This window comes from Candidatus Binatia bacterium (assembly GCA_035631035.1).
Taxonomy (GTDB): Bacteria; Eisenbacteria; RBG-16-71-46; order SZUA-252; family SZUA-252; genus DASQJL01.
Genome location: DASQJL010000011.1, coordinates 18,584 through 43,264 on the forward strand (window position 1 = coordinate 18,584; position 24,681 = coordinate 43,264).

Sequence of the window (24,681 nt, forward strand, 5' to 3'; positions counted from 1 at the left end):
CGTGGATGGCGGCTTGACGCGTTCGGCGACGCTCGGCTATGGTTCCGCATGCCGCACGCAGTACCTCCGGCCGCGCACACGCCCATCGACATCACGGACGATCGCGCGCGCCTCGACGTGACCCGGATTCTCGCGCTGTACGAAGACACGTGGTGGGCCAAGGGCCGCTCGGTGGATGCCGTTCGCCGCGCCCTCGAGCATTCCCACCCGGTGGTGACGGCCTGGGAGGCCGGCCAGCTGGTCGGTTTCGCCCGCGTCATCTCCGACCTCACGTTCCGCGCGACGATCTGGGACGTGATCGTGCGGCCCTCGCACCGGCGACGTGGAATCGGCCTCTCGATGATGCGATTCGTGCTCGATCACCCCGATCTGCGATCGGTATCCCACTTTCTCCTGCTCACGGCGGACAAGCACGGTTTCTACGAGCGGCTGGGCTTCATGCCGGAGCGGGAGATGACGATGATGCTCCGCCGCTAGCGGCGGAGCCAACCGGGCCGCGCGCCCAAGGCCCCCCTGGGGAAAGGAAGGGTACGGAATGGATGGGTTGAAGTCGGCGAAGGACGTGGTGAAGTTCTGCGAGGAGCAGGACGTCGAGATGATCCACCTGTGGTTCGTGGACATCCTCGGTCAGCTGAAGAGCGTCGCGATCACGCGCCGCGAGCTGGCCACCGCCCTGGACGAGGGCGTGGGCGTCGACGGCTCCTCGGTCGAGGGCTTTGCGCGCATCTACGAAAGCGATCTCGTCGCGATGCCGGACCCCTCCACGTTCCAGCTCCTCCCCTGGAAGGTCAACAACGAGCACGCGGGACGGATGATCTGCGACATCTTGAACCCGGACGGCTCGGCATACGCCGGCGACACCCGCTACGTCCTGAAGCGCGCGCTGAAGAAGCTGGACAAGGAAGGCTACACGTTCTACCTGGGCCCGGAGCTGGAGTACTTCTACTTCCGGTCGCTCAAAGATCGCTCGCTCCTGGACGCCGCCGGCTACTTCGACCAGACCCCCGACGATCTCGGCACCGAGCTCCGCTCCAAGACGGTGGAGGCGCTCCAGGCCATGGAGATCTCGGTCGAGGCGTCGCACCACGAGGTGGCGCACAGCCAGCACGAGATCGATCTCCGCTACTCCGAAGCGCTCAAGATGGCCGACCAGACGATCACCTACCGCTACGTCGTGAAGGAGATCGCCCGCCAGAACGGGTGCTACGCCACGTTCATGCCGAAGCCGGTGCACGGGCAGAACGGGAGCGGGATGCACGTCCACCAGTCGCTCTTCAAGGGCGGCAAGAACGTCTTCTTCGACTCCAAGGACAAGCACCACCTGTCCAAGGCGGGGCGCGCCTACCTGGCGGGGATCCTTCAGCACATGCGGGAGATCGCCTCGGTCACCAACCAGTGGGTCAACTCGTACAAGCGTCTGGTGCCGGGATTCGAGGCGCCGGTCTACATCGCCTGGGGTCAGCGGAACCGTTCGGCCCTGGTCCGGGTACCCATGTACAAACCCGGTAAGGAGAAGGCCACCCGGATCGAGCTTCGCTGTCCGGATCCGGCCTGCAACCCCTACCTCGCGTTCTCGGTCATGCTCGCGGCGGGTCTCAAGGGGATGGACGCGGCGCTCACGCTCCGCCCCCCCATCGAGGAGGACATCTACGAGATGGACGCCGCCGAGCGGAAGAAGAACGGCATCGAGAGCCTTCCGGGGAGCCTGATCGAGGCGGTCGAGCTGACCGAGAAGTCGCGCCTGGTGAAGGACGCCCTGGGCGAGCACGTCTTCCAGAAATTCGTCGAGAACAAGCGGATCGAGTGGGACAATTACCGGACCTACGTCACCGATTACGAGCTCAATGAATACTATCCGATTCTCTAAGAAGGCCCGCGTGGCGGGCTCGTCGTCTTCGGCCGGCCGCGCCCTTCGGGGCGCGGCACGGCTCGTTCTGGCCGGCATCCTGGGAGCGGCCATGGCCTCCTGCGGCGCCCCGTCGGGCAAGACGGGCGCGGGCAGCGGCCCGGCGGCCGTCTCGCATGGGGAAGTGGGCTCGCAGGCGCCCGAATTCACGCTCCCCGACATGGCCGGCAACCAGGTCGCCTCTTCCTCGCTCAAGGGGAAGGTCCTGATCCTGGACTTCTGGGCCACCTGGTGCGGTCCCTGCAAGATGGAAGTCCCCCACCTGGTGAACCTCCAGGCCAAGTACCGCGACCAGGGCCTCGCCATCGTCGGGGTGTCGCTGGACGCGGGCGGTGCGCGGGACGTGAAGCCGTTCGCCGACGAACACGACGTCAACTACACCATGCTGATCGGCAACGAAGAGATCGCGCGGACGTACGGCAACATCAACGCGATCCCCACCACGTTCGTCATCGATCGCGACGGCAAGATCGTGCAGCGCTTCATCGGCTACACCGCGCCGGAGATGTTCGAGCAGACGATCAAGCCGCTGCTCGCGGCGCAGCCGCTCCCCAAGGCGAGCTGACCGGAAGCCCCCCGCATGTTCGAGACCCAGCTCCCGCAGATCTCGCTGGTCGCCGCGTTTCTCGCCGGCGTGGTCTCGTTCGTCTCTCCCTGCGTGCTTCCGCTGGTGCCCTCGTACGTCACGTTCATCACCGGGGTCTCGTTCGATGAGCTGACCGCGCAGAAGCAGAGCGCGCGCGTGCGGCGCCTCACCATTCTCCATTCGCTCGCCTTCATCGTGGGTTTCTCGATCGTGTTCATCTCCCTGGGGGCGACGGCCACGGCGACCGGGCAGTTCCTCCGGGAGCACCAGGACACCCTTCGGCGGGCGGGCGGCGTCCTCATCATCATCTTCGGGATCTACCTGACCGGGATCCTTCCGATCCCGGCCCTCTCGCGGGAGCGGAAATTCCAGCTCACGCAGAAGCCGCTCGGGCTGTTGGGATCGGTGCTGGTCGGGGTCACCTTCGCGGCGGGATGGACCCCCTGTATCGGTCCGATCCTCGCCTCGATCCTTCTCTACGCCAGCACCGCCAAGACCGTGGGGACCGGCGTGCTCCTCCTGACGGTCTACTCGCTCGGCCTCGGCGTGCCGTTCTTCCTGGCGTCGCTCGGCCTCAATTCGTTCCTGGCTGCATCGAGCCGCCTGCGCCGTTCACTTCGCACGATCGAGATCGTCTCGGGAGTCATCCTCATTGCATTCGGCATCGCGCTCGTCACCAATCTCTTCACCTATTTCGTCTCGTTCCTCTCGCGCTTCCTTCCCGCCCTCGGATAGCGCTCCCACGCTAAACATGCCGGAGGGGAACACCGATGCTCCCCTCGTGACGAACCCGACCCGACTTCCGAGCCGAAGCACCCCCGTCACGCGCGCCGGCGCGGCGCGCGCCAGTACGCCGCGCCCTACGCCGCGGGCCAGTACGCCGCGGTCCGACGCGTCGGTCCCGCCGGGACTGCCCGGGGCCCTGGCGCTGATCGAGGGCGTGAACGAAGTCGCCCGCTCCCTCGTTCCCTTCCATTCCGACAGCCTGGCGCTGCACCAGGTGGCCGATGGAATGCGCCGCCTGCTCCAGCCCGACGGGATCGCGATCCTCACCCGCGAACGTCCCGGCGAGTGCCTCTTCCGCTACGCCGACGGGTCGCTGGCCGAATGGTCGGGCTACGTGCTCTCGGGCTCGAGCGCCGAGCTGATGGAGGCGCTCTTCCTCCTGGACTCGGTCACGCTGTTCCATCGGAAGCAGCGCTCTCCCTGGGCGCGCGAGTTCCTGTATGCCGAGGGGACGACCTGGGGCGCGATCGCGCCGATCCAGGCCCACGGCGAGAATCTGGGCGCGGTGCTGCTCAACCACGGTACGCCGCTGCGCTTCCGGGCCGAGCAGACCGCGGCGCTCCAGACCCTGGCGACGCTGGCGGGCGTGGCGATCCTCGAAGACCGCCACCGCGTGCACCTGGAAGACCTCTTCATGAGCGTGATCGTCTCGCTCACGATGGCGCTGGAAGCGAAGGACCCGTATACCGAGGGGCATTCCGTGCGCGTCGCGGCCTACTCCGAGGCGATCGGGAAGCAGCTGGGCCTTCCGCCGGCGCAGCTCGACATGATCCACCGCTCCTGCCTGGTCCACGACATCGGAAAGATCGCCGTCGACGAGAACATCCTGGGAAAGCGCGACGCACTGGACGTGAGCGAGCGGGAGAAGATGGACATGCACACGCTGATCGGCGAGAGCATCCTCCGGCCGATCGCGCTGCTGCATCCCCTGCTGCCCGGCGTGCGGAGCCATCACGAGCATTTCGACGGCACCGGCTACCCCGACGGTCTCGTCGGGGAAGAGATCCCGATCGAGGCGCGGATCATGGCCGTCGCCGACGCCTTCGACGCCATGACGTCGACACGCCCCTACCGCGAGGCGCTGCCCGAAGAGGACGCGCTGGCCGAGCTGAAGAAGCACGCGGGCAGCCATTTCGATCCGCGCGTCGTGGGTGCGTTCGAGGAGATCTATCCGGCGGTGAAGCGCACGCTGGAGCACATGCGGCCGAGGATCGAGGCGCGCGCCCCGAGGCAGGAGATCGGGAAGTAGCAGGCTGATGCCCGGTGCGCGGCCCCGGGCTGTCCCCCTCGACGCCGGACGGACTCGAACGTTCCAACCGGGCGCTATCCAGGGGTCGGACTAATATTTATATTAACATGCTCCAGAGCATGTTCCCGCCGCACAATCCACGCTGGCGACCACGACCGTTCATGATTTCACCCGCGCTGGCGCGTGTGAATGTCGCGACAGTTGTCCATGATTTCACCGCCGCTAGCGAGTGTGAATGTGGCGACAAGTGTCAACCAATTCACATGCTCCAGCGCATGTCGCAGCTCGCCGCGCATCTCATAGCGCCGCGCATCTCTGCGACCGGCGCTTCCGATCAGCCTTGATCTCTCGGGCTGACTTTCCAAGTAGGTCGCCCCTTCAGGCTACTTCGCCAGCGCCTTCCGCAACCGCACTGTCGTCCCGTGATCGGGGCGCACGTCGAAGGACACGTCGTCCACCAGCTGCTTCATGAGAAAGATCCCGCGTCCGTGGGTCTCGAGCAGCGAGGATTCGTCGGTGGGGTTGCCCACCTTGGTGGGGTCGAAGCCCTTCCCGCGATCGTCCACCTGCACGACCAGCGTTCCATCCTCCAGATGAAACTCGAACGTCACCGACTTGTCCTCGGCGAACACGTTTCCATGCTGGATGGCGTTGGTGCCGGCTTCGATGACGGCGTAGAGGAGGGCCTGGGTGGTGTCCTCGTCGATCTTGCGCTCGCGCGCGATTCCTTCGATCAGGGCATGCACCACCGCGAGGTTCTCGAAGCGGCTCCCGATCACCAGGCGGACGGCGTTTTCGTTGTTCAGGGAGGGTGACCCGTGGGGCGCGCCCATATCGCTACTGTAGCAAATCCCACGCCCGGTAGCGCCGGGGAGTAGCGTGGCCGTAACGCCCTCTCCGCCGTGTCGACCGCGGCCGCCTCACCGGGTCTTCAGCGCCACGAGGGTGATGTCGTCCGCCTGGTCGGCTCCTCCCGTGAACCGGGAAACGTCCTCGGCGACGGCGTGGACGATCTGCGCGGCGGAGAAGTCGCGGGGCATTCCCGTCGCGAGCGCCTGGAGCCGCGCGTCGCCGTAATCTTCGCCGTCCCGGTTGCGGGCGTCGGTGATTCCGTCGGTGTAGAGCAGGAGGGAGTCGCCCGCCTGGAGGCTGGCGGACGCTTCGGGATACGCGAACTCGGACCACACGCCCAGCGGAATGCCGCCCTCTTCCAGGTAGCGCCATCCCCCCGCAGCCGGCATCACGATGGGAAAGTTGTGTCCCGCGTTCGAGAAGGAGAAGGCCGGCCCCACGCCGCCGATCCGGGCAAGGAAACAGGTCGCGAAGCGGTCGTCGGGGGTCGCGTCGAAGACCAGGCGGTTGAGCCGCCCCAACAGCTCGCCCACCGGCTTCCGGTCCTGGGCCTGCGTTCGGATGGATGCCTGCACCATCGAGGCGAGAAGCGCCGCGGGCACGCCCTTTCCGGCGACGTCGGCGATCACCACCAGGTACTCGCCGCCGCCGACGTCGACCAGGTCGTAGTAATCGCCTCCCACTTCCCGCGTCTGCAGATTCAGCGCGGCCATGTCGAGGCCGGCCATGCGCGGCAGCACCTGGGGCAGGAACTGCTGCTGGATCCGCCGCGCCACGGCCAGCTCCTCCTCCAAGATCGACTTGGCGAGGCTCTCCCGGTAGAGGAAGCCGTTCTTGATCGCGACACTCGACTGGTTGGCCAGGGTCTGCAACAGAGCGCTCTCCTCGGCGGTGTAGCGCATCTCCGTGATCTTCCGTCCCAGCGCGATCAGCCCGAGCAGCTCGCCGGCGTGCCGGAGCGGGAACAGGAGGTAGGGCTCGGTGCGGAGCAGGGGATCGAGCGCCTCGCTCACCCCGCGCTCGTCGCAGCGGGGGCGCACCTCCTCGCGGCGCAGGAGCGGCACGCCGTCGAAGAGTGCGGCGAGCGCGGTGCGCGGGATGCCCGCGATCTCCCCCAGATCCACGCTGCCGCCGAACCCGCGCGCGATCGACGCTCCCCGGTCCGCCGCGATCAGGAGCACCGTGGTGCGCGCGGGCACGCCGTCGCGGAGCGTGGCGAGGATCTTCTCGGCCAGGGTGTCCAGCTCGAGCACCGTGAGCACCTCGGCGCTCATGCGCCGGAGCAGCGTGCGGTGATCGCCCCGGTCGCGCAGGAAGTAGCGGTCCAGCACGTCCTCCAGCCAGGAGAAGATCGGCTGGAAGAGGACGAGCGCCAGGAGGAGCATCGCGGTCTTGAACACCGTGGTGTCGTACCCGGGCGTGGTCACGAGCATCGCGTCCACCTGCCGGATGATCGTGATGTAGACGCCGATCAGGAAGCCCGACGTCACCGCATAGAGGATCGACTTCCGCGCGATCAGGTTCGCGTCCAGGAAGCGATGGCGCACGATCGAGTAGGCGATGGAGCCCGAGCCCAGGATCAGCGCCGCCACGATCAGGGTCGAGCGGACCACGGGCGGCCAGGCGTGGTTCAGGAGCGTCGGGATCGGCACGGCGATGGCGTAGAGCCCCGCGCAGGAGGCGAGCCCCGAGAAGATGGTGCGCACCTGCGCGCGGATCAGCTTGTTCGTCGTCCGGCGGAAGCTCAGCCAGAGCAGCGTGAGCGCCGCGGCGATGTACACCAGATTGACCATCGAGAAGAGGAGCTGATGGAAGCGGAAGATCAGCTCGAACGGGATGCGGAGGTAGAGGAAGACGCCGGAGGCGGCGCTCTTCGCCATCGCCGCCGAGACCCGTCCCCAGAGCGCGCCCTGCGAGGCGAGCACCATGAAGCAGAGGTGCGCCACGTGGGGCGCGAAGATCCATCCGGCGGCGAAGGGGACGCGCCGGATCAGGCGGTTTTCCGACGGAAAGACGCAGGCGAAGTAGAGGAGCGAGGGGAAGAAGAGCTCCCAGAGATAGTTGAAGGAGCGCAGCAGGTCGTTGGTGCCGGCGCGGGCCGCCGACAGCGATTCCAGGACGAATCCGATCGCGCCGAGCACCGAGCCCAGACCCGCGAAGAACAGCATGAGGGCGGTCGCGCGGTTCAGGCGCTCCCGAGGCGCCTCGCGCAGGATCACGAAGCCGAGGAGGAAGACGAGCCCCGCGACCAACAGGTAGATCGAGCCGATGGTGGCGTTGTACATGAGCGGCGCTTCGGACTCCGGTTGCGCGCCGTCCGGGCGCGCGCGGTCTCCGGACCGGCCGGCCTAGCGGACCGGCTCGGGCTCGTCGGGAAGCAGCGGCCCCGGGGTGACGAGCAGCGGGCGGCCGGGCCGGTCGAGGATCGACTGGAGCGCTCGCGCCTCGAGCGAGAAGCCCGGGACCGGCGACTCGATGACCGGCGCCGCATCGCTCCCGGTCCCGATCCCCGGCGGCTTCAAGAATGAGGGAAGCCGGAGGAGCGGCCGCCCGGGATATTCCACCACGCGCACCGGCTCGCCCGCCCCGATGCCCGCGCGGCGCTTCGCCTCGGCGATCGCATCGTCCAACGTGCCCTCGCGGTCGGCCAGCCTCAACGAGATCGCGGCGGCGCCGTCGTAGACATGCCCCTCGGCGATCTGCCGCACCCGTTCGGTCGTCAGCCCCCGCGCCGACGCCACCTTGCCGGTGAAGTCGGTATAGAGCTCGTCGAACGATCTACGGATAAGACGGCGCTCTCCCTCGTTCAGGTTTCGTTCCGGCAACGTGGCGCCCAGGAAGGGGATGCGAAGTCCGCCGAGCAGGTCGGCGCTCGTTCCCTCCTGAACATGGTCCGACGTGAGGCCGGTCTTCTTCCCGAAGCCCTCGTTCCAGGCCCAGCCGCCGATCACCCCGATCGATCCCGTGAGGGTGAAGGGGGAGGTCAGGATCGCGTCGCCGTCCATGCTGATCCAGTAGCCGCCACTCGCCGCCACGCGCCCCTGGCTCACGACGGCGGGTTTCTTCGCCTGGCGGAGCTTCCGCGTCTGCTCGGCCACGACGTCGGAGGCGAGCGGGTCGCCTCCCGGCGAGTCCACGCGAAGCACGACCCCGCGGACGCGGCGATCCCTGCGATAGCCGCGGAGCGCCTCCGAGCTCGACCGGGCGCGGATCCCCTCGTCCATGGCGCAGTCGCCCACGAGATAGACGACCGCAATCGCCGGATCGTTGCCCCACCGCTCCCGGGGCTCCCACCGAAGCTCACGCAGGGCGCGGTAGCCGACCGGCTTCGTCGCGGGCGCGCCGACCTCCGCCCGCTCGAGGTCCTCCCATCGCCCCAGCGCTTCCACCCAGTGCAGCTCCAGCAGGCGCGAGGCGGGGATGTAGGGCTCCTCGTTCACGACGCGGTCGAACTCCGCGCGCGTGGCGCGGCCGCTCGACGTGAACGCCCGCGCCAGCTCGTCATAGGTGGCGCGGACGAGAGCCCCGTACTGCTCGCGGTCCGCTTCGGACATGCGGTCCCGCGAGAAGGTCTCCATCGCGGACTTGTAGGTGTAGAACCGCCACTCCTCGAAGCCGATGCCGAGCTTGCCCATGAGATCGTGGACATAGGTGCGCGAGGCCGCCACGCCCGGAAGGATCATCGAGCCTCGCGGGTCCATGACGATCCGGTCGGCCGCGCTGGCGACGTACAGCGTCGTGGCGCCGAGGTTGTCGCAGACCGCGGTGACGCGCTTGCCGGCACGGCGCAGCGCCATCAGCTTCTCGCGGATCTCCCACGCCATCGAGAGGTTCCCCTCGAAGCCGGAGAGCTTGACCGCGACGCCGCCCACGGTGGGATCGTCCGCGGCGAACTGGATCTTCCCGGTCACCTCCCGCAGCGGGAGGGCGTCCTGGTCGAAGTAGCGGTAGGACTGGTAGACCATGCGGCCGCGCAGATCGAGAGCCAGGGTACGTCGCTTCGGAGCCAGGGCGCGGTCGAGGTCGAACCCGCGCTCGGGGGAGCTCAGCCGGACCGCGTACGCCGTCTGCGTTCGGTCGCCGCCGCGGTAGCGGGGCGCGGCCCGGAACGCCGCGCGTCCGACGGCCACGCCCAGCGTCACCTGGAGCCGATCGTCGCGCTCCCAGCGGGCGGAGGCGAAAAGCCCCGGAACGGGGCGGATGGCGATACCTCCCGCCAGGTCGCCGTCGTCCCAGCGCTGATCGCGCTGCAGCGCGTAGGCGCCGAACAGCTCCAGCCTCGGATCGGAGAGCGGGCGGATTCCCACGTCCATGACGCCGTCCATCTCCCGATCGTCGAGCGAGAGGCGGAACGTGCTGCCGGCGCTGAGCCAGCGCGTGGGCCGCCGGATGCTTCCGAACGTGAGGAAATCCGACCGTCCGAAGGCGCCCTTGCCGGGGCCGGAGAAGCCGAGCGCGATTCCGTTCGCGTGCGCCTGGGAACCGAACCCCAGGCCGATCTGATAATCGGTGACGTGGTTCCTTCCCGGCGCGAGCGGCCCCGGCCCCGCCAGCGCCGCGTCGTCATGGCGGTCGGTTCGACGCATCGATACGCCGAGGCCGCTGCCGGCCGCAAGGCCCCAGGAGCCGGGAGCCCGGAAGCCGCCCGGGGCGTCGCGGTCGTACCAGAAGCCGGAGAGCTCGGGCCGCTCCAACAGGCCCCACTGCGCGGGGTTGATCGTCGCGCCCAGGGCTCCGTCGTCGGTCGCGGGCGTGGTCGCGACGAGATCGGAGGCCTCCCGGTAGGGAAGGAGCGCGGCCGCTCCCGGCGCGGCGACGAGGGACATGAGGCAGAGAGCGCCGAGAGCGGACCGTAAACGGCGCCGCCGCCCGCCTTCCCACGCGCCTGACGGCGCGAGAATCACTCCGCGCCTCCTTCCGGAGCCCGCTCCGCGGGGCGCTTCCGCTCCTTCCGCACCGCGTAGATCGCGCTCAGCACGAAGAGCACCAGGACCACCCCGATGGCGACGGCCCGCGGGAACTCGAACTGGATCCAGTGCATCGCGTGCGCGTATTCGACGAGGAGCTTCACTCCGACCCAGGCGACGATGACGTAGGCCCCGTCCACGATGGCGGGGTAGCGCCGCACCAGTCCCAGCACCTGCCCGATCAGGACGCGCATCGCGAGGATGCCGAGGAGGCCGCCCGAGATCACGACCCAGAGCTTCCGCGACATGCCGACCGCGACCAGGATCGAGTCGATCGCGAACACCACGTCGGTCAGCTCCACCCGCACCACGGTGCTCCAGAACACCGAGAGCCCGAGGATGGCCGTGGCCGCTTTCGGCATGCTGCCCGACTCGTGGTGGGAGAAGTGCTTCCAGGGCAGATAGAGGAGATAGAGACCGCCGATCAGCTTGATCCACGACCAGGCGATCAGGTGGACGGCGAAGAGCGTCGCGACGATCCGGAACGCGAAGGCCCCGATGATGCCGTAGCGCAGCGCGTGGGTCTGGTGCTCCCGGGGGAGCGGCAGGACCAGGACCGCCAGGACCAGCGCGTTGTCCGCGCTCAAGGCCGCTTCCAGGAGGACGAGGAGTCCGACGGTCAGGAAATCGGCCGCTTCGATACCATGCATGGAGCGACGACTCTACCCCAAAACGGGAGGGGGCGTCAGGGCGCGGGAACGCCCTCGGGGCGACGCTGCTCTTCCTCGGGCGAGGTGACCGCGGGGAGGTACATCTTCTCCGCGTACTCCTTCATCATGCGGCGGGCCGAGAACGCCGGCGTGACGGTCTGCATCGCGCGGCGCACCACGCGCAGCCACCCGTGCGGCAGGCCGTCGCCGTTCCGCTCGTAGAACAGGGGCACGATCTTCTCCTCGAGCGCGCGATAGAGCGAATCGGCGTCGCGGGCGTCGGCCGCGCCGGGATCGGCGTCGTCCGCCGCCTCGGAGCCGGGCTTGGGGCCGAAGGCCCACCCGTTCCCCCCCTCGTAGCCCTCCACCCACCAGCCATCCAGGATGCTCGCGCTGGGAATGCCGTTCAGCCCCGCCTTCATCCCGCTCGTTCCGCTCGCCTCCAGCGGCGCGCGCGGGTTGTTCAGCCAGAGGTCGACCCCCTGCGTGAGCCAGTGGGCCGCGTGCATGTCGTAGTCCTCGAGGAACGCCATGCGCCCCGCGATCTCCGGATCGCGCGCGGCCCGGTAGACCGACTGCAGCATCTGCTTGCCGTTTTCGTCGGCGGGGTGCGCCTTCCCGGCGAAGACGATCTGCACCGGACGCCGCGGGTCGGTGAGCAGCCGCTTCAGGCGCTCCATGTCGTGCAGGATGAGGTCCGCGCGCTTGTAGGTGGCGAAGCGGCGCGCGAAGCCGATCGTGAACGCCTCGGGATCCAGCATCGAGCCGAACGCCACCGTCTGCCCCGGCTCGACCCGGTCCTGCGACCAGCGCGACCGCACGCGATCGCGCATGTACTCGAGCAGCGCCTGCTTCAGCGCGCATCGGCTTTGCCAGAGCGCCTCGTCGGGGAGCACTTCGGAGGCGGTCGCCCACAGCTTGGGATCGTCGTGCCGCGCCATCCAGTCCGCGCCGAGACGCTTCCGGAGCAGCCGGTTCGTCTCCGACCCGATCCAGGTGGGGACGTGCACGCCGTTCGTGATGGCGGCGATCGGGATCTGCGACTCGGGCGTGCCGGGCCAGAGCGGGGCCCACATCCTGCGCGTCACCTCGCCGTGCCGCCGGCTCACCGCGTTCACGCGTCCCCCCAGCCGCATCGCCAGCACGGTCATGTTGAAGGCGCCGTGGTATTCGGCGAGCGCGAGGAGGCGGCCGCGCAGCGAATCCAGAGGACCGCCGAAACCCTCGACCCGCGAGAGCTGCGCTTCGACCATGTCCATGGGGAACGCGTCATGCCCCGCCGGCACCGGCGTGTGCGTGGTGAAGAGCGACGCGGCGCGCACGCCGGCGACGGCTTCGTCGAAGCCGCGGCCCTCGCCCAGCGCCTCGCGCGCGCGCTCGAGCATCATGAACGCGGTGTGCCCTTCGTTGGCGTGCCAGATGGCGGGTTTCAACCCGAGCGCGCGGAGGAGCCGCACCCCTCCGACGCCGAGCACGATTTCCTGTAAAAGGCGCACGGTCTGATCGCCGCCGTAGAGGCGCGCCGTCAGCTCGCGATCCCAGGGGGCGTTCTCGTCGAGGTCGGTGTCGAGCAGGTAGAGCATCGTCCGGCCGACGCGCACGCGCCAGGCTTCGACCAGCACGGTGCGGTCGGGCAGCGACAGGGGAATGGTGAGGCGGCTGCCGTCCGGCGCCAGCACGTGCTCCACCGGAACCTTGTTCCGGTCGATCTGCTCGTAGATCTCCTCCTGGCGTCCCTCGGCGTTCACGCGTTGCCGGAAGTACCCCTGCGGATACATGAATCCGACGCCCACCATCGGGATGCCGAGGTCGCTCGCCTCCTTCGCGATGTCCCCCGCGAGCACGCCGAGGCCGCCCGCGTAGAAGGGGAGCGACTGATGCACGCCGTACTCCGCCGAGAAGAAGCCGACCAGCTTGTCGCTCAGCTCGGGATAGGCCTGCGAGCACCAGGAGGGCTTTCCGGCCAGCGCCTGGTCGAACGCCGCCACGACCTGATCGTAGAGCCGCGCGTTCTCGGGATCGGCGGCGGCCTGGGAGAGCCGCTCGGGAGTGATCTCCTGCAAGAGGCGGACGGGATTGTGATGGGTCTGACGCCAGAGCGGCGTGTCGATGCGGCGGAACAGCTCGCGCGCCTCGGGATTCCAGCTCCACCAGAGGTTCTGCGCCAGCTCGGCCAGGCGGCCCAGACGCGCCGGAATGGGCGGCATCGGGGTCACGCGCGGGCTCCTCGAAAGATCGGCGTTCTCATGCTCGGAGTCGTCTCGTCATGGTGAAGGGTTCCCTTGTAGACTATCGCGATGATCGCGTCGATGACTTTCGGGCGTCGCATTCCGCCGCGCGCATGACGCGCCGAGTGGCGGGGCTGGTCCTTCATCCGACGTCCCTTCCCGGCTCCGAACCGATCGGCGATCTCGGCGCAGCCGTGGACCGCTTCCTCGACTGGGCCTCCGACGCGGGCCAGTCGATCTGGCAGGTGCTTCCGCTCGGCCCGACGGGACCCGGCAACTCTCCGTACTCGGGCATCTCGACGCGCGCCGGCAGTCCGCTGCTGCTCGCCGTCCCGGGCTCCGGTACGGCGCCCACCACCCCGAGCGGCCCGCGCGTCGACTACGCCGCCGCCGCGCGGCGAAAAGACACCCTGCTCCGTGCCTCGTGGGATTCCGCGCGCGGAGACCCGCGCGCGATGGACGAGCTGGCCGCCTTCCGCGCGGCTCCGTCCCAGGCCGAGTGGCTCGACGACTGGACGCTGTTTGCGTCCCTGAAGCGAACCCATGGCGGAGCACCCTGGACCCAATGGGAGCCCGCGCTCCGCGGCCGCCATCCCGCCGCGCTCGAGGAGGCCCGCCGCGCGCTGCGAGACGAAATCGACTATCAAGCGTACCTTCAATGGCTCTTCTTCCGCCAGTGGGATCGGGTCCGTCAGGCGGCGGGCGCCCGGGGGATCGCGATTCTCGGCGACATTCCCATCTACGTCGCCCTCGACAGCGCCGACGTGTGGGCCGCGCCGGAGTGGTTCCGCCTGGACGCGGCGTTTCGGCCCACGGACGTCGCCGGCGTACCGCCCGACTACTTCAGCGCGACCGGGCAGCTCTGGGGGAATCCGCTGTATCGCTGGGACCGGCTGGAAGCGGACGGATTCGCGTGGTGGATCCGGAGGCTGCGCGCGGAGCTTCGGAAGTTCGATCTCGTGCGGCTCGATCACTTCCGGGGATTCGCGTCCTACTGGGCGGTGCCCGCCGGGGCGAAGACGGCGATCGAGGGTCGGTGGGAGCCCGGGCCGGGCGAGCGATTCTTCGACGCCGCTCGCGCCGCGCTCGGAGGGCTGCCATTCATCGCCGAGGATCTCGGCATCGTCGGCGACGACGTGCGGGCGCTTCTGCATGCCACGGGGTTACCGGGCATGCGCGTGATGCAGTTCGGATTCGATTCTCCGGACAGCCTGCATCATCCCGCGCGCTACCCCGAGCACTGCGTCGCCTACACGGGAACCCACGACAACGACACGACGCGCGGATGGTTCGAGAAGGCGCCGGCGTGGGAGCGCGCCCGCGCGCTCGAGACGGTTGGCGGCGACGGCGGCGATATCGCGTGGCGGATGATCCTCGCCCTCTACCGCTCCGCCGCCGAGCGGGCGATCGTCCCCGTTCAGGACGTCCTGGGCCTGGGAACCGAGGCGCGGATGAACACGCCGTCGGTGGCGGAAGGGAACTGGGAGTTCCGGCTCGGGGAGGGAGCGCTCACGCCGGAGCTGGCGGCCCGACTGCGCGCCGGGGCCCATGCCAGCGGGAGGACGGGATCATGAGATGGGTGCTCTTCGCCGCGCTGATGCTGCTGTTCATCGCTTCGCTGGTCTCGACGATCCGCCGTCGGAAAAAGTGAATCGAAGACATCCCGGGGTGGCGCCTTCACTCGATCGGGGCCGACACGCTCTTGTCCAGCGCGACCCTCGCCGCCCGCGCGACGACCAGGTCTTCCCGGGCGCGGATCACGAGAATTCGAACGGGAGAGCGCTCCAAGGAGACGTCGGCGTCGGGTGAAGCCGAGGCGTTCCGGTCCAGGTCGATCAGCGCGCCCAGGAATTCGAGACCGCGACAGACTTCGGCGCGAAGCGGGGCCGCATGCTCTCCGACGCCTGCCGTGAACACGAGCGCGTCGACTCCGCCCATGGCCGCCGCGAGGCTTCCGACAGCGCCCCTGATTCGCGCCGCGTAGATCGCAAGGGCGAGACGGGCCTGCTCGTGCCCCTGGTCCGCCGCGGCCGTGACCGCGCGGAAATCCCCGGAGACTCCCGAGACGCCGAGCAGCCCGGACTGGTGGTTCAACGTCTCGTCCAGCTCGCGCGCCGTGAGCGCTCCCTGGCGCAGCGCGTAGACGAGGATCCCGGGATCCACGGAGCCCGAGCGCGTTCCCATCATCAGCCCTTCCATCGGCGTAAAGCCCATGGTCGTCGCGACCGGCTTCCCGCCGACGACGGCGCTGGCGGAGCAGCCGTTTCCCAGGTGCAGCGTCACGATCCGATGGCGCGCGGAGGGGCCGCCCAGCATCGAGGCCGCGCGCTCCGAGCCGTAGGAGTGGCTGAGCCCGTGGAACCCGAACCGCCGCACGCCCCAATGCTCGTACCAGGAGAAGGGAAGGGGATAGACGACCTGCTCCAAGGGCAGGTCGCGAAAGAACGCGGTGTCGAACGCGGCGACGTGAGGCACGCCGGGAAAGCGCTCTTCTGCGGCCTCCAGCGCCGCGAGCGCGGGCGGATTGTGGAGGGGGGCAAGAGCCGAGAGGCGCGCGATCGCGTCCTTCACGGCCGCCGTCACGCGCACCGCCTCGCGGAATTCGGTGCCGCCGTGCACGATCCGGTGGCCGACCGCGGCGATCGCATCGGTTTCCGGGGACACGCCCAGCGCGAGCAGCGCCTCATCCAACGACTCCGCGCTCGGAATGCGATCGACCGTGACGGCGCGCCCTTCGATCTCCGCCACGCCGCCATCGGGGCGCGCCTCGAACAGCGAGGCCTTGAGCGTGCTCGATCCCGCGTTCAGGCAGAGGATGAACGGTCCGCCCGCGCTCGAGCTCCGAACCGTCATAAGGCGCGCACACTCGGCCCCACGCGCCTAGAGCTTCACGTCCTGCCACTTCGTCGCCGCGATCTCGGGCGGGTCGACGCCATGTTCCTCGACGTAGGCGCGGTGCCGGGCGATCTTCATTTCGTAGCGGCGGATCAGCTCCTCGGCGCGGGCCGCCGCGGACGGTTTCCGCGCCGCGATCTTCTGCGCCGACTGGATCACCACGTGCCACCGGCTCGTTCGGTTGCGGATGTGCATGTCGAACGGCGTCGTGGTCGAGCCCTCCTCGCGGTAGCCGTTCACGTCGAAGCGCTCGTTCATCGGCCGCTCCCAGCAGAGCTGCTTGATCGCCGCGGTGTAGCCGTGGAAGTTGTAGATGACCGGCGCGGTGATCGGGAAGATCCGCTGGAAGCGCTCCTCGTCCAGCCCATGCGGATACTTCTGCGGGATGCCCAGCGCGAGCAGGTTCATCACGTTCACCACGCGCACGCGCCAGTCGGGCACTTCCTCGCGCAGGATCTGCGCGGCGGCCACGGCCTCCACCGTCAGGTTGTCGCCGCTCGCCGCCAGCACCACGTCGGGATCCTCCCCCTCGTTCGTGCTGGCCCATCGCCAGACGCTCGCGCCCACGCGGAACTCCTCGCGCGCTTCCTCCAGGCTCAGCCACTGCGGCATCGGCTGCTTCCCCGCGACCACCAGGTTGATGTGCTGCGTCGACTGGAAGCAGTGCTCCATGGTGACGAGCAGCGTGTTCGCGTCGGGCGGGAGGAAGATGTGGTAGGTCTCCCCCTTCTTCGTGAGCAGGTTGTTGATGAAACCGGGCCCCTGGTGCGAGAAGCCGTTGTGATCCTGGCGCCACGCCTCGGACGTGAGCAGGTAGTTGAGCGAGGCGACCGGCTTCCGCCACGGCACCTCGAGGGAGGCTTTCAGGAACTTGGCGTACTGATTCATCATCCCGTCCACGATCGGGATGAAGGCCTCGTAGCAGGGGAAGAGCCCGTGGCGGCCCGTGAGGAGATAGCCCTCCAGCCACCCCTGGCAGTTGTGCTCGGAGAGCACTTCCATGACGCGGCCGTAGCGCGCGATGTGCTCGGAGCCGTCCGGCACCGGCCAGCAGTACTGGCGGTCGGTCACGCGCAGCACGGCGGAGAGCCGGTTCGATTCCAGCTCGTCCGGGCAGACGATGCGGAAATTCCGCGCACTCTCGTTCCGGACGAGGACCTCGGCGAGATAGTCCCCGAACGGTCCCATGTGGCTGACCATCGGCGCCCCGCGGCGCTCCACCTTGACCGCGAACTCCTCGAGCGGCGGCAGCGCGAGCGGCTGGCGGACGTCGCCGCCGAACGAGGCGCGGTTCATCGCGATGCGCCGCGACCCGACCGGGCAGAGCTCGAGGAGATCGGAATCGGGACGGCCCTCGGCGTCGAACAGCTCCTCCGGCCGGTACGAGCGCAGCCACCGCTCCAGCGCTTCCAGATGCTTCGGGTTGTTCTTGGGATCCTTCACCGGCACCTGGTGCGCTCGGAAGGTTCCCGCGATCCGCTCGCCGTCCAGCTCCGGAGGGCAGCCGCGCCCCTTGGGCATGCGATAGATCAGCATCGGCCAGCGCGGACGCGCCTCGGGCGTGCCCCCGCGCGCGAGCCGCTGGATCCGCGCGATCTCGTCGTGCGCCCAGTCCATCGCGGCGCCCATCGCCGGGTCCAGCTCCGGCCCATCGTCCACGTAGCGCGGCTCGTAGCCGTAGCCGCGGAAGAGCGCCGTCTCCTCCTCCTCGCTCATCGTCGCCACGATCGTGGGGTTCGAGATCTTGAAGCCGTTCTGGAGCAGGATCGGGAGCACCGCTCCGTCCGATTCCGGGTTGATGAACTTGGCGCTGTGCCACGCGCCCGCGGTTGGACCCGTCTCCGCTTCGCCGTCGCCTACGATGCAGGCCACCGTGAGGGTCGGATTGTCGAGCGCCGCGCCGAAGGAGGTCGCGAGCGCGTACCCCAGCTCCCCTCCTTCATGGATCACGCCCGGGATGCTGGGGCTCAGGTGGCTCGGGAAACCGTACGGCCAGGAGAACTCGCGGAACAGCTCGCGGAGCCCCGCCTCGTCGCGCGAGAGCTTGGGGTAGAACTCGGCGAGCGTCCCCTCGAGCCAGAGGTTCGCCATGTTCGCGGCCGCGCCGTGTCCCGGACCGGTGACGAGCATGATATTGGCGTCACGCTCGAGGATCAGCCGGTTCAGGTGCGCGTAGATCGTGTTGATGCCGGGCGCGGTGCCCCAGTGGCCGAGCAGGCGATCCTTGATGTGCTCGGGGCGGAGCGGCTCTTTCAGCAGGGGGTTGTCGCGAAGATAGATCTGCGCCGCCGCGATGTAGTCCACGGCGCGGCGGTATCTCAGGAATCGTTCCTGCTCGAACTCGGGAAGGGCGGGCTTAGGCTCAGCTGGCGCTGCCGGGTACGGAGACGTCGATCGGCCCATGGAGAGGCTCCTTTCGAATGCACTCCCATGCTGGGCGCTATACACCCGAAGATCAAGTCACGGCCGAGGAGTGGCCCTGCCGCGGGGACGTGCCGTAGTGACCCAACAACATGCTCCAGAGCATGTTGCGGACGTGGATTATGTCAACTCGGCCCTTGTCGGGTCGCGGGTAATCGCGACTTACTCCCGCGCCTCCCGCGCCACCTGCCACGCATGCAGCACCAGCGCCACCGTAATCACCGCGTAGGCCACGAAGACCCGGAAGTACTCCCCGATCTGCGCGTCGCCGGCCAGCGCCTTCCCGGCCAGCGGTGAGACGATGAACAGCGTGTGGAACAGGATCGTGCCCAGGATCGCCTGCCCCACGGTGGCGCGCGTCACGGTCGCGCCCGACACCAATAATGCGGCGATCGCGAACATGCCGACCTGCTCGTGGGAGCTGTAGGTGTTCATGGTGCCGATGTTTTGAAGAAAGAGGAGCTGTCCCCAGGCGGCGAACAGCGTGGACAGGACGGTCGCGATCAGGCGATTTCGGTCCACGGGGATGCCGGCGATCGAGGCGACGTGCGGGTCCTGGCCCATGGCGCGGAACTGCTGGCCCAGCTTGGTGCGGAAGAAGAACATCGTGAAGAGGCAGAAGGCGAGCACGACCGCGTACGACACCACGGGCACGCGCGTCTCCACGCCCTCGAGCGGCACCCGCAGCCGGATCAGATCGTCCACGGCGTACTGGATCGACGTGAGGTCCACGGTGTTGCGCAGCCCGTAGCCCTGCGGCAGCACCATGCCAGGATCGTGGAAGGGGATCAGCGATCCGAAGGCGAAGAGCACGAGGAGCTGATAGAGCCCGTTGGCGAAGAAGCCGGCGATGAGCCCGGTCACCATCTCGCGTCCCTTGGCCTTGTTGAAGAGCATCCCGGTCGCGATTCCGAACAGCAGGGCCAGGGGCGTCGCCAGGACCCAGGCCGCGCCGAACCCGCCGATCCCCTTGCCGCCCCAGTGCACGACGAGGATCGCCGCGAGCTGGCCGGCCATGGCGCCGATCACGATGCCGAAGTTCAGTCCCAGTCCCGCCAGGATCGGGATCAACAGCGCGAGCACGAGAACGCTGTTTCGCCCCACCCGCACGAGCAGCTCGCCGATCAGGAAGGGCGGCGTGATCTTGGCCACCCCGATTCCGAAGAGGCAGAGCACGGCGAAGAGGATCGGCACCGCCTGGTTCGTGATCCGCGTGCCCAGGCCGCGGCGCTTTCCCCGCGACGCCGGGCCGGCCGCCACCGGATCGGCGGTCATTCGCGCGTGCCTCCCATGCGCGTCAGCGCATAGAGAATCATCCCGTTCTGGATGATCAGCCGCGCGGTCTCGGAGATGTCCCCCTCGATCACCTGGCTCGTCACCGGCAGCGCGGTGGTCAGGATCGACTGGAACAGGATGGTCCCGATGATCACGTGCGCCACCGTCGCGCGGGTCACCGAGGCGCCGCCGATCAGGATGCAGGCGATCGCGGGGAAGGCCATGAGGAGCGGTGCGGTGTAGAGCTGCACGAACCCGTACGACTGGCTGTAGATCACGATGCCGATCGCGGCGAGCACGGTGCTGAGCACGGTGGCCTGCACCCGCGTGCGCTCGTCGGAGATCCCCGCGGCGCGCGCGAACCGGGGGTTGCTGCGCGCGGCGGCGATGGTGATCCCCATCTGCGTGCGGAAGAACCAGGAGACCAGCGCGCAGAGCCCCAGGAACGCAAGCATGGCGCCCGTCGGGAAGGTCACGCCGGCCACCGTGAACTGGAGCCAGCGGTCGAGCACCTTGGTGGAGTCGAGCGGCATCGCGAGCGTGGTGCGGAGCCCCTTCCCGCCGATCGCCCAGACCAGGGTGGGATTGGTGAAGGGGGCGAGCAGCCAGAAGATCGACATCCCCGAGACGGCGGCGAATCCCAGGTAGGTGCCGACCATCATCTCCTGGCCGCGCGTGCGGTTCAGAAGCCATCCGTAGCCGATCCCCACCGGGATCGCGAGCGCGACGCCGATGCCGGTGGCGGCGGCCAATCCCGCCACGCCGCCGATCCCCGCGTTCAGCACGTAGACGCAGCCGATCAGGCCGCAGATGACGCCCAGGGGCAGCCCGAAGTTGAGCCCGACGCCTCCCTGGATGGCGGGAAGCAGCGCGAGCACCAGGATGCCGTTGCGCGCGACGCGCACGATGGAGTCGGTGACCAGCGAGCCGAGGTCCATGTGCGTGGCGACCGCCGTGGCGAAGAGCGCGACGACGAAGCCCGCGATCAAGAGCCGCGGCACGCCCATCTCGGCGACGAGCCCGCGCGCGCGCCCGCCGATGCCGCCGCCCCCTGCCGTGGTACCGCCCGAGACGGCGCTCACGCGGCCGCGGTCTCCCCGGCCATCGCCAGTCCGAACTGGGCATCGGGGGCATCCGGGCGAAGGATCGCGGCCACCCGGCCGTGATAGACGATCGCGATCCGGTCGCAGATCGCGCGCAGCTCGGCGAGCTCCGACGACGTGACCACCAGCGTCACCCCCTCGTCCCGGTTCAAGCCCGCCAGGATCTCGAGCACGCGCTCCTTGGCGCCCACGTCGATGCCGCGCGTCGGCTCGTTCACGAACAGGACCCGCGGCCGCAGCGTCATGGCGCGCGCGAGGCAGACCTTCTGCTGGTTGCCTCCCGAGAGACGGCGCACCTGCTGCGCCGCGCCCGTCGTGCGCACGTCGAGCCGCCGGATCATCTCCTGCGCGTGATCGCGCAGCGCCCTCCGGTCCAGCGGCCGAAGCGCCGGGATCGGGAAGCGGTGCAGGAAGCGCCCCTGCGCCTCCAGCGCCGAGAGCGCGATGTTCAGCTCGATCGATTCGTCGGGCAGGAGGCCGACCCCGCGGCGATCCTCCGAGACGAACGCGAGCCCGCGGCGCAGGGCTCCCCGCGGGTCGTTCAGCGGGAGCGGCTCGCCGCGAAGGAGGACGCGGCCCGTGGCGGGATAGAGTCCCATGACCCCGTTGGCGATCCCCAGCTTCCCGTGGCCCGCGAGGCCGCCGATGCCGAAGATCTCTCCCTCCCGGATCGAGAGCGTCACCCCCTCGACCGGCTCTCCGGGCATCGCGACCCGCAGCCCTTCGCAAGCCAGCGTCACGGCCGCTCCCTCGGCCGGCCCGCTCCGGTGCGCCACCGCCATCGCGGGGCGGCCCACCATCAGCTCCGCGATCCGCACGACCGACGTCGAGCGGGGATCGGGCGTCCCGACCACCTCGCCGTCGCGCAGCACCGTCATCCGGTCCGCCACCGCCTTCACCTCGTCCAGGCGGTGGGTGATGAAGAGCACGGCGATCCCCGCGTCGGCGAAGGCGCGCATCGACTGGAGCAGCCGCGCCGCCTCGGTCTCGGTCAGGACGGCGGTCGGCTCGTCGAAGATCAGGAGCCGGAGCGCCTGCTTGTCCACCTCGCGCGCGATCTCGAGGAACTGCATGTGACCCACGGGAAGGCCGGCGACCGGCATCCACTCGTCGATCGAGAGGCCGACCCGGTCCAGCGCGCGCCGCGCGTCGGCGCGCATCGCCGCGATGTCGAGCCGCTCGAGGCCGCGGCCGGCGATGCGCGAGAGGAGGTTCCGGCGCGTGGGCTCCCGGTTCAGCTTGATGTTCTCGGCGACGCGGAAGCCCGGGAGGAGCATGAACTCCTGGTGCACCATCCCGATCCCCGCGGCCATCGCCTCGGCCGGCGCCATGAAGCGAACGGGGGCGCCGTCCAGAAGGACGTCGCCCCCGTAGCCGCCGGTCTCGTGGATGACCGGCATGCCGAACAGGATGTTCATCAGCGTGGACTTGCCCGCGCCGTTTTCGCCGACCAGCGCGTGGATCTCCCCGACCCCGACCGACAGGGAGATCCCGTTCAGGACCCGGTGGCCCCCGTATTCCTTGGTGATCCCGCGAAGCTCGAGGACCGGCCCGCCCGGCGCGCCTCTCGGGCCGCCGGAGAAGCCGCCGCCGGGCCTAGTAGTAGATGTTGTCGACAAGGAAGAGGTAGGAGTTGCCCTTCTTCTCGTCGTACTTGGTGAGCGTGATCGCGTGTCCCGCCGCCAGGCTCTCCATGTACTTCTTCACCGTCGCGGGGTCCTTGTAGTCGGCCTTGCCCATCTGGGCGTCGACCAGGAGATCGGTCATGGCTCGGATCGAGAGCATCACCTCGGGAACGGGCCACGTGGAGAAGTGCCCGGTCATGTGGTGCTCGGCGATCACCTTCCGGTTCTGCGCGCTGATGTACTCCATGTCCCCCGCCTTGTTCGGGGGGATCGCGATGCCGAGCGCGGTGGGATAGCCGTGGGTCGGGCTGGGGCAGCACTGCTCGGGGATGTAGCCGCCGTTCGTCACGACCGACTTGATCATCGGGTCCATCATCCCGCAGTTCGTCGAGAAGAATGCCGTCTTCGCCCCGTACTGCTTGAGCTCGCGCGGCACGTCCTCCATCACGAACTGCTGGGTGGCGTTCAGCCCCCCCTCGCCCATGGGGTCGGGCGCGGTGACGAAGTGCATCCTGATGCCGTTCTGGGCGCAGGCGGTCTTCATGATGTCGAAGCGGCGCGCGATCAGCTCCTGCGACATGTGGCGGGGGAAGGAGTAGTGGACGAAGTCGGTCACGCCCATCTTCTTCGCAACGCCGACGATCGTCCGCCCGCGGGCCAGCTCGTCGGGCTGGACGCAGATGTCGACCTCGTTGTTGACCAGGGCCGGATCGTCCTGCGGCGTGACGAACGCGACCTTGATGTCGGGCCGCTTCTCCCGGATCTTGCGCAGCCCCGGAATGGAGCCGGGAACGGCCTGCCCGATGATGATCACCTTCACGTCGGGATCGGAGGCCAGTCCCACGAGCTGCGCGATGACGGTCTCCTGCTCCTGCATGAAGTTGTCCGGGTAGGTCACGTGCTTCACGTGGTCGGCTCCGTACTTGGCCACGATCATCTGCCCCGCGCGGAACTCGTCCTCCCCCTGGGAGACGGTGCCCGTCATGACCCCGATCTTGAAGGGGATCGCGACCTGGGGCGTCGCGACGGCGGGTACGGCCGAGACGGCCGGCGTGGTCCCGCTCTTCTGACATCCGACAAGCCCGAAAAGAATGAGCCCGGAGGCCAACGAGAGCGCGGCCCTCAGGGGAAGGAACGATCGGTGCGGCATGATGGGTGCCTCCAAGGAATGGACTACGCTTCGACCCGCGGCATCGTGAGCTCCGGGAGCCTGGATTCGATCTGCCCCCGGGCCTGCTCCAGCCAGGGGGGGAGTACGAGCGTCTCGCCGAGATGGGCCGCGTCCTCGTCCACGGCGAACCCCGGACCGTCGGTGGCCAGCTCGAACAGCACCCCGCCCGGCTCGCGGAAGTAGACCGAACGGAACCAGAAGCGGTCGATGACCGGCGTCGCCTGCGCGCCGGCCTCTTCGACCTGCGCGCGCATGGCCATCTGCCGCTCGTCGTCGGGGACGCGCCACGCCAGGTGGTGCACGCTGCCGACGCCCCACATCCCGCGCTTCGCCTCGGGCGTCTCGCGCACGTCCACCGAGCCGGCCGCGTCGGGGAAGCCGTAGCGCGTCCAGCCGTTTTCGGTCGCGAGCGCCCGGAGTCCCATCGCTTCCGTGAGGAACGCGGCGGTCAGCGCCGCCTCGCGCTCCCAGAGCCGCGCGCCGTGGAGGCCGCGGATCTGCCGTTCGCCGGGGACCGGGCTCTCCGTCCACGCCTCGAAATCGCGCGGCGCGGGATCCTCGATGAGCGCGACGCGCAGGCCGTGCGGGTCGCTCAGGGGAAGCGCGCGCTGCCCGAAGCGAGCCTCGATCGGATCCGCCGCGATGCCGTAGCGCTGGAGGCGCTCCGCCCACCAGTCCAGGCTTCCGCGCGGCGCCTCCAGCGACACCTCCACCGCCAGGCCGTGGCCCATGCGCGAGGGCGCCATCTCGGACCAGGGGAAGAAGGTGAGGTCGCTTCCCGGGTGCCCGGCGGCATCGGCATAGAAGAGGTGGTACGTGCCGGGATCGTCCTGGTTCACGCTCCGCTTCACCAGGCGCATCCCCAGCACGCCCGCGTAGAAGTCGAGGTTCTCCTGCGCCGGCCCAGCGATGGCCGTGATGTGGTGCAGCCCATGGACCCGCTCCATGCGCTGATGGTGAGGGCGCG

Annotated in this window: 18 protein-coding genes; 6 read left to right on the forward strand and 12 right to left on the reverse strand. The window is 69.0% G+C overall.

Annotated elements, in window-relative coordinates; translation table 11 throughout:
- The first annotated feature begins 48 nt into the window (after positions 1 to 48).
- From VE326_00965 to VE326_00985, 5 genes are all read left to right on the forward strand, one after another.
- Positions 49 to 477: a GNAT family N-acetyltransferase gene (locus tag VE326_00965; GenBank protein ID HYJ31765.1), complete on the forward strand. Its 429-nt coding sequence runs from the start codon at positions 49 to 51 to the stop codon at positions 475 to 477.
- 58 nt (positions 478 to 535) lie between these two features.
- Positions 536 to 1,867 carry a glutamine synthetase family protein gene (locus VE326_00970; GenBank protein HYJ31766.1) on the forward strand — a complete coding sequence of 444 codons (1,332 nt, stop codon included), beginning with the start codon at positions 536 to 538 and terminating at the stop codon, positions 1,865 to 1,867.
- Between the two features lie 10 nt (positions 1,868 to 1,877).
- Positions 1,878 to 2,471 (forward strand): TlpA disulfide reductase family protein, encoded by a 594-nt coding sequence (locus VE326_00975; protein ID HYJ31767.1) that lies wholly within the window; start codon positions 1,878 to 1,880, stop codon positions 2,469 to 2,471.
- 15 nt (positions 2,472 to 2,486) lie between these two features.
- Complete coding sequence (locus VE326_00980) at positions 2,487 to 3,227, forward strand: cytochrome c biogenesis protein CcdA (GenBank protein HYJ31768.1); 741 nt, start codon at positions 2,487 to 2,489, stop codon at positions 3,225 to 3,227.
- Between the two features lie 205 nt (positions 3,228 to 3,432).
- Positions 3,433 to 4,527, forward strand: a complete 1,095-nt coding sequence (locus VE326_00985; protein ID HYJ31769.1) for an HD domain-containing phosphohydrolase — start codon at positions 3,433 to 3,435, stop codon at positions 4,525 to 4,527.
- Between the two features lie 383 nt (positions 4,528 to 4,910).
- Here the strand turns inward: VE326_00985 and VE326_00990 are convergent, their stop codons facing one another.
- The 5 genes from VE326_00990 to glgP form a co-directional block, all read right to left on the reverse strand.
- Positions 4,911 to 5,360: an ATP-binding protein gene (locus VE326_00990; GenBank protein ID HYJ31770.1), complete on the reverse strand. Its 450-nt coding sequence runs from the start codon at positions 5,358 to 5,360 to the stop codon at positions 4,911 to 4,913.
- Between the two features lie 87 nt (positions 5,361 to 5,447).
- The gene (locus tag VE326_00995) at positions 5,448 to 7,664 is read right to left on the reverse strand and encodes a GAF domain-containing SpoIIE family protein phosphatase (protein ID HYJ31771.1); all 2,217 of its coding nucleotides are present in this window, start codon (positions 7,662 to 7,664) and stop codon (positions 5,448 to 5,450) included.
- Positions 7,665 to 7,727: 63 nt separating this feature from the next.
- Positions 7,728 to 10,205 carry a S49 family peptidase gene (locus VE326_01000; GenBank protein ID HYJ31772.1) on the reverse strand — a complete coding sequence of 826 codons (2,478 nt, stop codon included), beginning with the start codon at positions 10,203 to 10,205 and terminating at the stop codon, positions 7,728 to 7,730.
- 74 nt (positions 10,206 to 10,279) lie between these two features.
- Positions 10,280 to 10,996, reverse strand: coding sequence for a hypothetical protein (locus tag VE326_01005; GenBank protein ID HYJ31773.1), 717 nt, complete (start codon positions 10,994 to 10,996; stop codon positions 10,280 to 10,282).
- A 35-nt stretch (positions 10,997 to 11,031) separates the two neighbouring features.
- Positions 11,032 to 13,203 carry an alpha-glucan family phosphorylase gene (gene glgP / locus VE326_01010; protein ID HYJ31774.1) on the reverse strand — a complete coding sequence of 724 codons (2,172 nt, stop codon included), beginning with the start codon at positions 13,201 to 13,203 and terminating at the stop codon, positions 11,032 to 11,034.
- 134 nt (positions 13,204 to 13,337) lie between these two features.
- On the opposite strand from glgP, the gene malQ reads away from it, so the two are divergent.
- Positions 13,338 to 14,798 (forward strand): 4-alpha-glucanotransferase, encoded by a 1,461-nt coding sequence (gene malQ, locus VE326_01015; protein HYJ31775.1) that lies wholly within the window; start codon positions 13,338 to 13,340, stop codon positions 14,796 to 14,798.
- A 103-nt stretch (positions 14,799 to 14,901) separates the two neighbouring features.
- Here malQ and VE326_01020 read toward each other — a convergent pair whose 3' ends face one another.
- The 7 genes from VE326_01020 to VE326_01050 form a co-directional block, all read right to left on the reverse strand.
- A complete protein-coding gene (locus VE326_01020) occupies positions 14,902 to 16,077 on the reverse strand; it encodes an acetate/propionate family kinase (protein HYJ31776.1) in 1,176 nt (391 codons plus the stop codon).
- Positions 16,078 to 16,104: 27 nt separating this feature from the next.
- The gene (locus tag VE326_01025) at positions 16,105 to 18,522 is read right to left on the reverse strand and encodes a phosphoketolase family protein (GenBank protein HYJ31777.1); all 2,418 of its coding nucleotides are present in this window, start codon (positions 18,520 to 18,522) and stop codon (positions 16,105 to 16,107) included.
- A gap of 180 nt (positions 18,523 to 18,702) precedes the next feature.
- Positions 18,703 to 19,815: an ABC transporter permease gene (locus tag VE326_01030; protein ID HYJ31778.1), complete on the reverse strand. Its 1,113-nt coding sequence runs from the start codon at positions 19,813 to 19,815 to the stop codon at positions 18,703 to 18,705.
- A complete protein-coding gene (locus VE326_01035; GenBank protein ID HYJ31779.1) occupies positions 19,812 to 20,897 on the reverse strand; it encodes an ABC transporter permease in 1,086 nt (361 codons plus the stop codon). Before VE326_01035 ends, VE326_01030 begins: the two co-directional genes overlap by 4 nt.
- On the reverse strand, positions 20,894 to 22,537 hold the full coding sequence (locus VE326_01040; protein HYJ31780.1) for a sugar ABC transporter ATP-binding protein: 1,644 nt from the start codon (positions 22,535 to 22,537) through the stop codon (positions 20,894 to 20,896). Before VE326_01040 ends, VE326_01035 begins: the two co-directional genes overlap by 4 nt.
- The gene (locus tag VE326_01045; GenBank protein ID HYJ31781.1) at positions 22,515 to 23,693 is read right to left on the reverse strand and encodes a DUF3798 domain-containing protein; all 1,179 of its coding nucleotides are present in this window, start codon (positions 23,691 to 23,693) and stop codon (positions 22,515 to 22,517) included. Before VE326_01045 ends, VE326_01040 begins: the two co-directional genes overlap by 23 nt.
- Before the next feature lie 23 nt (positions 23,694 to 23,716).
- Positions 23,717 to 24,661, reverse strand: coding sequence for a ring-cleaving dioxygenase (locus VE326_01050; protein HYJ31782.1), 945 nt, complete (start codon positions 24,659 to 24,661; stop codon positions 23,717 to 23,719).
- Between the last annotated feature and the right edge of the window lie 20 nt (positions 24,662 to 24,681).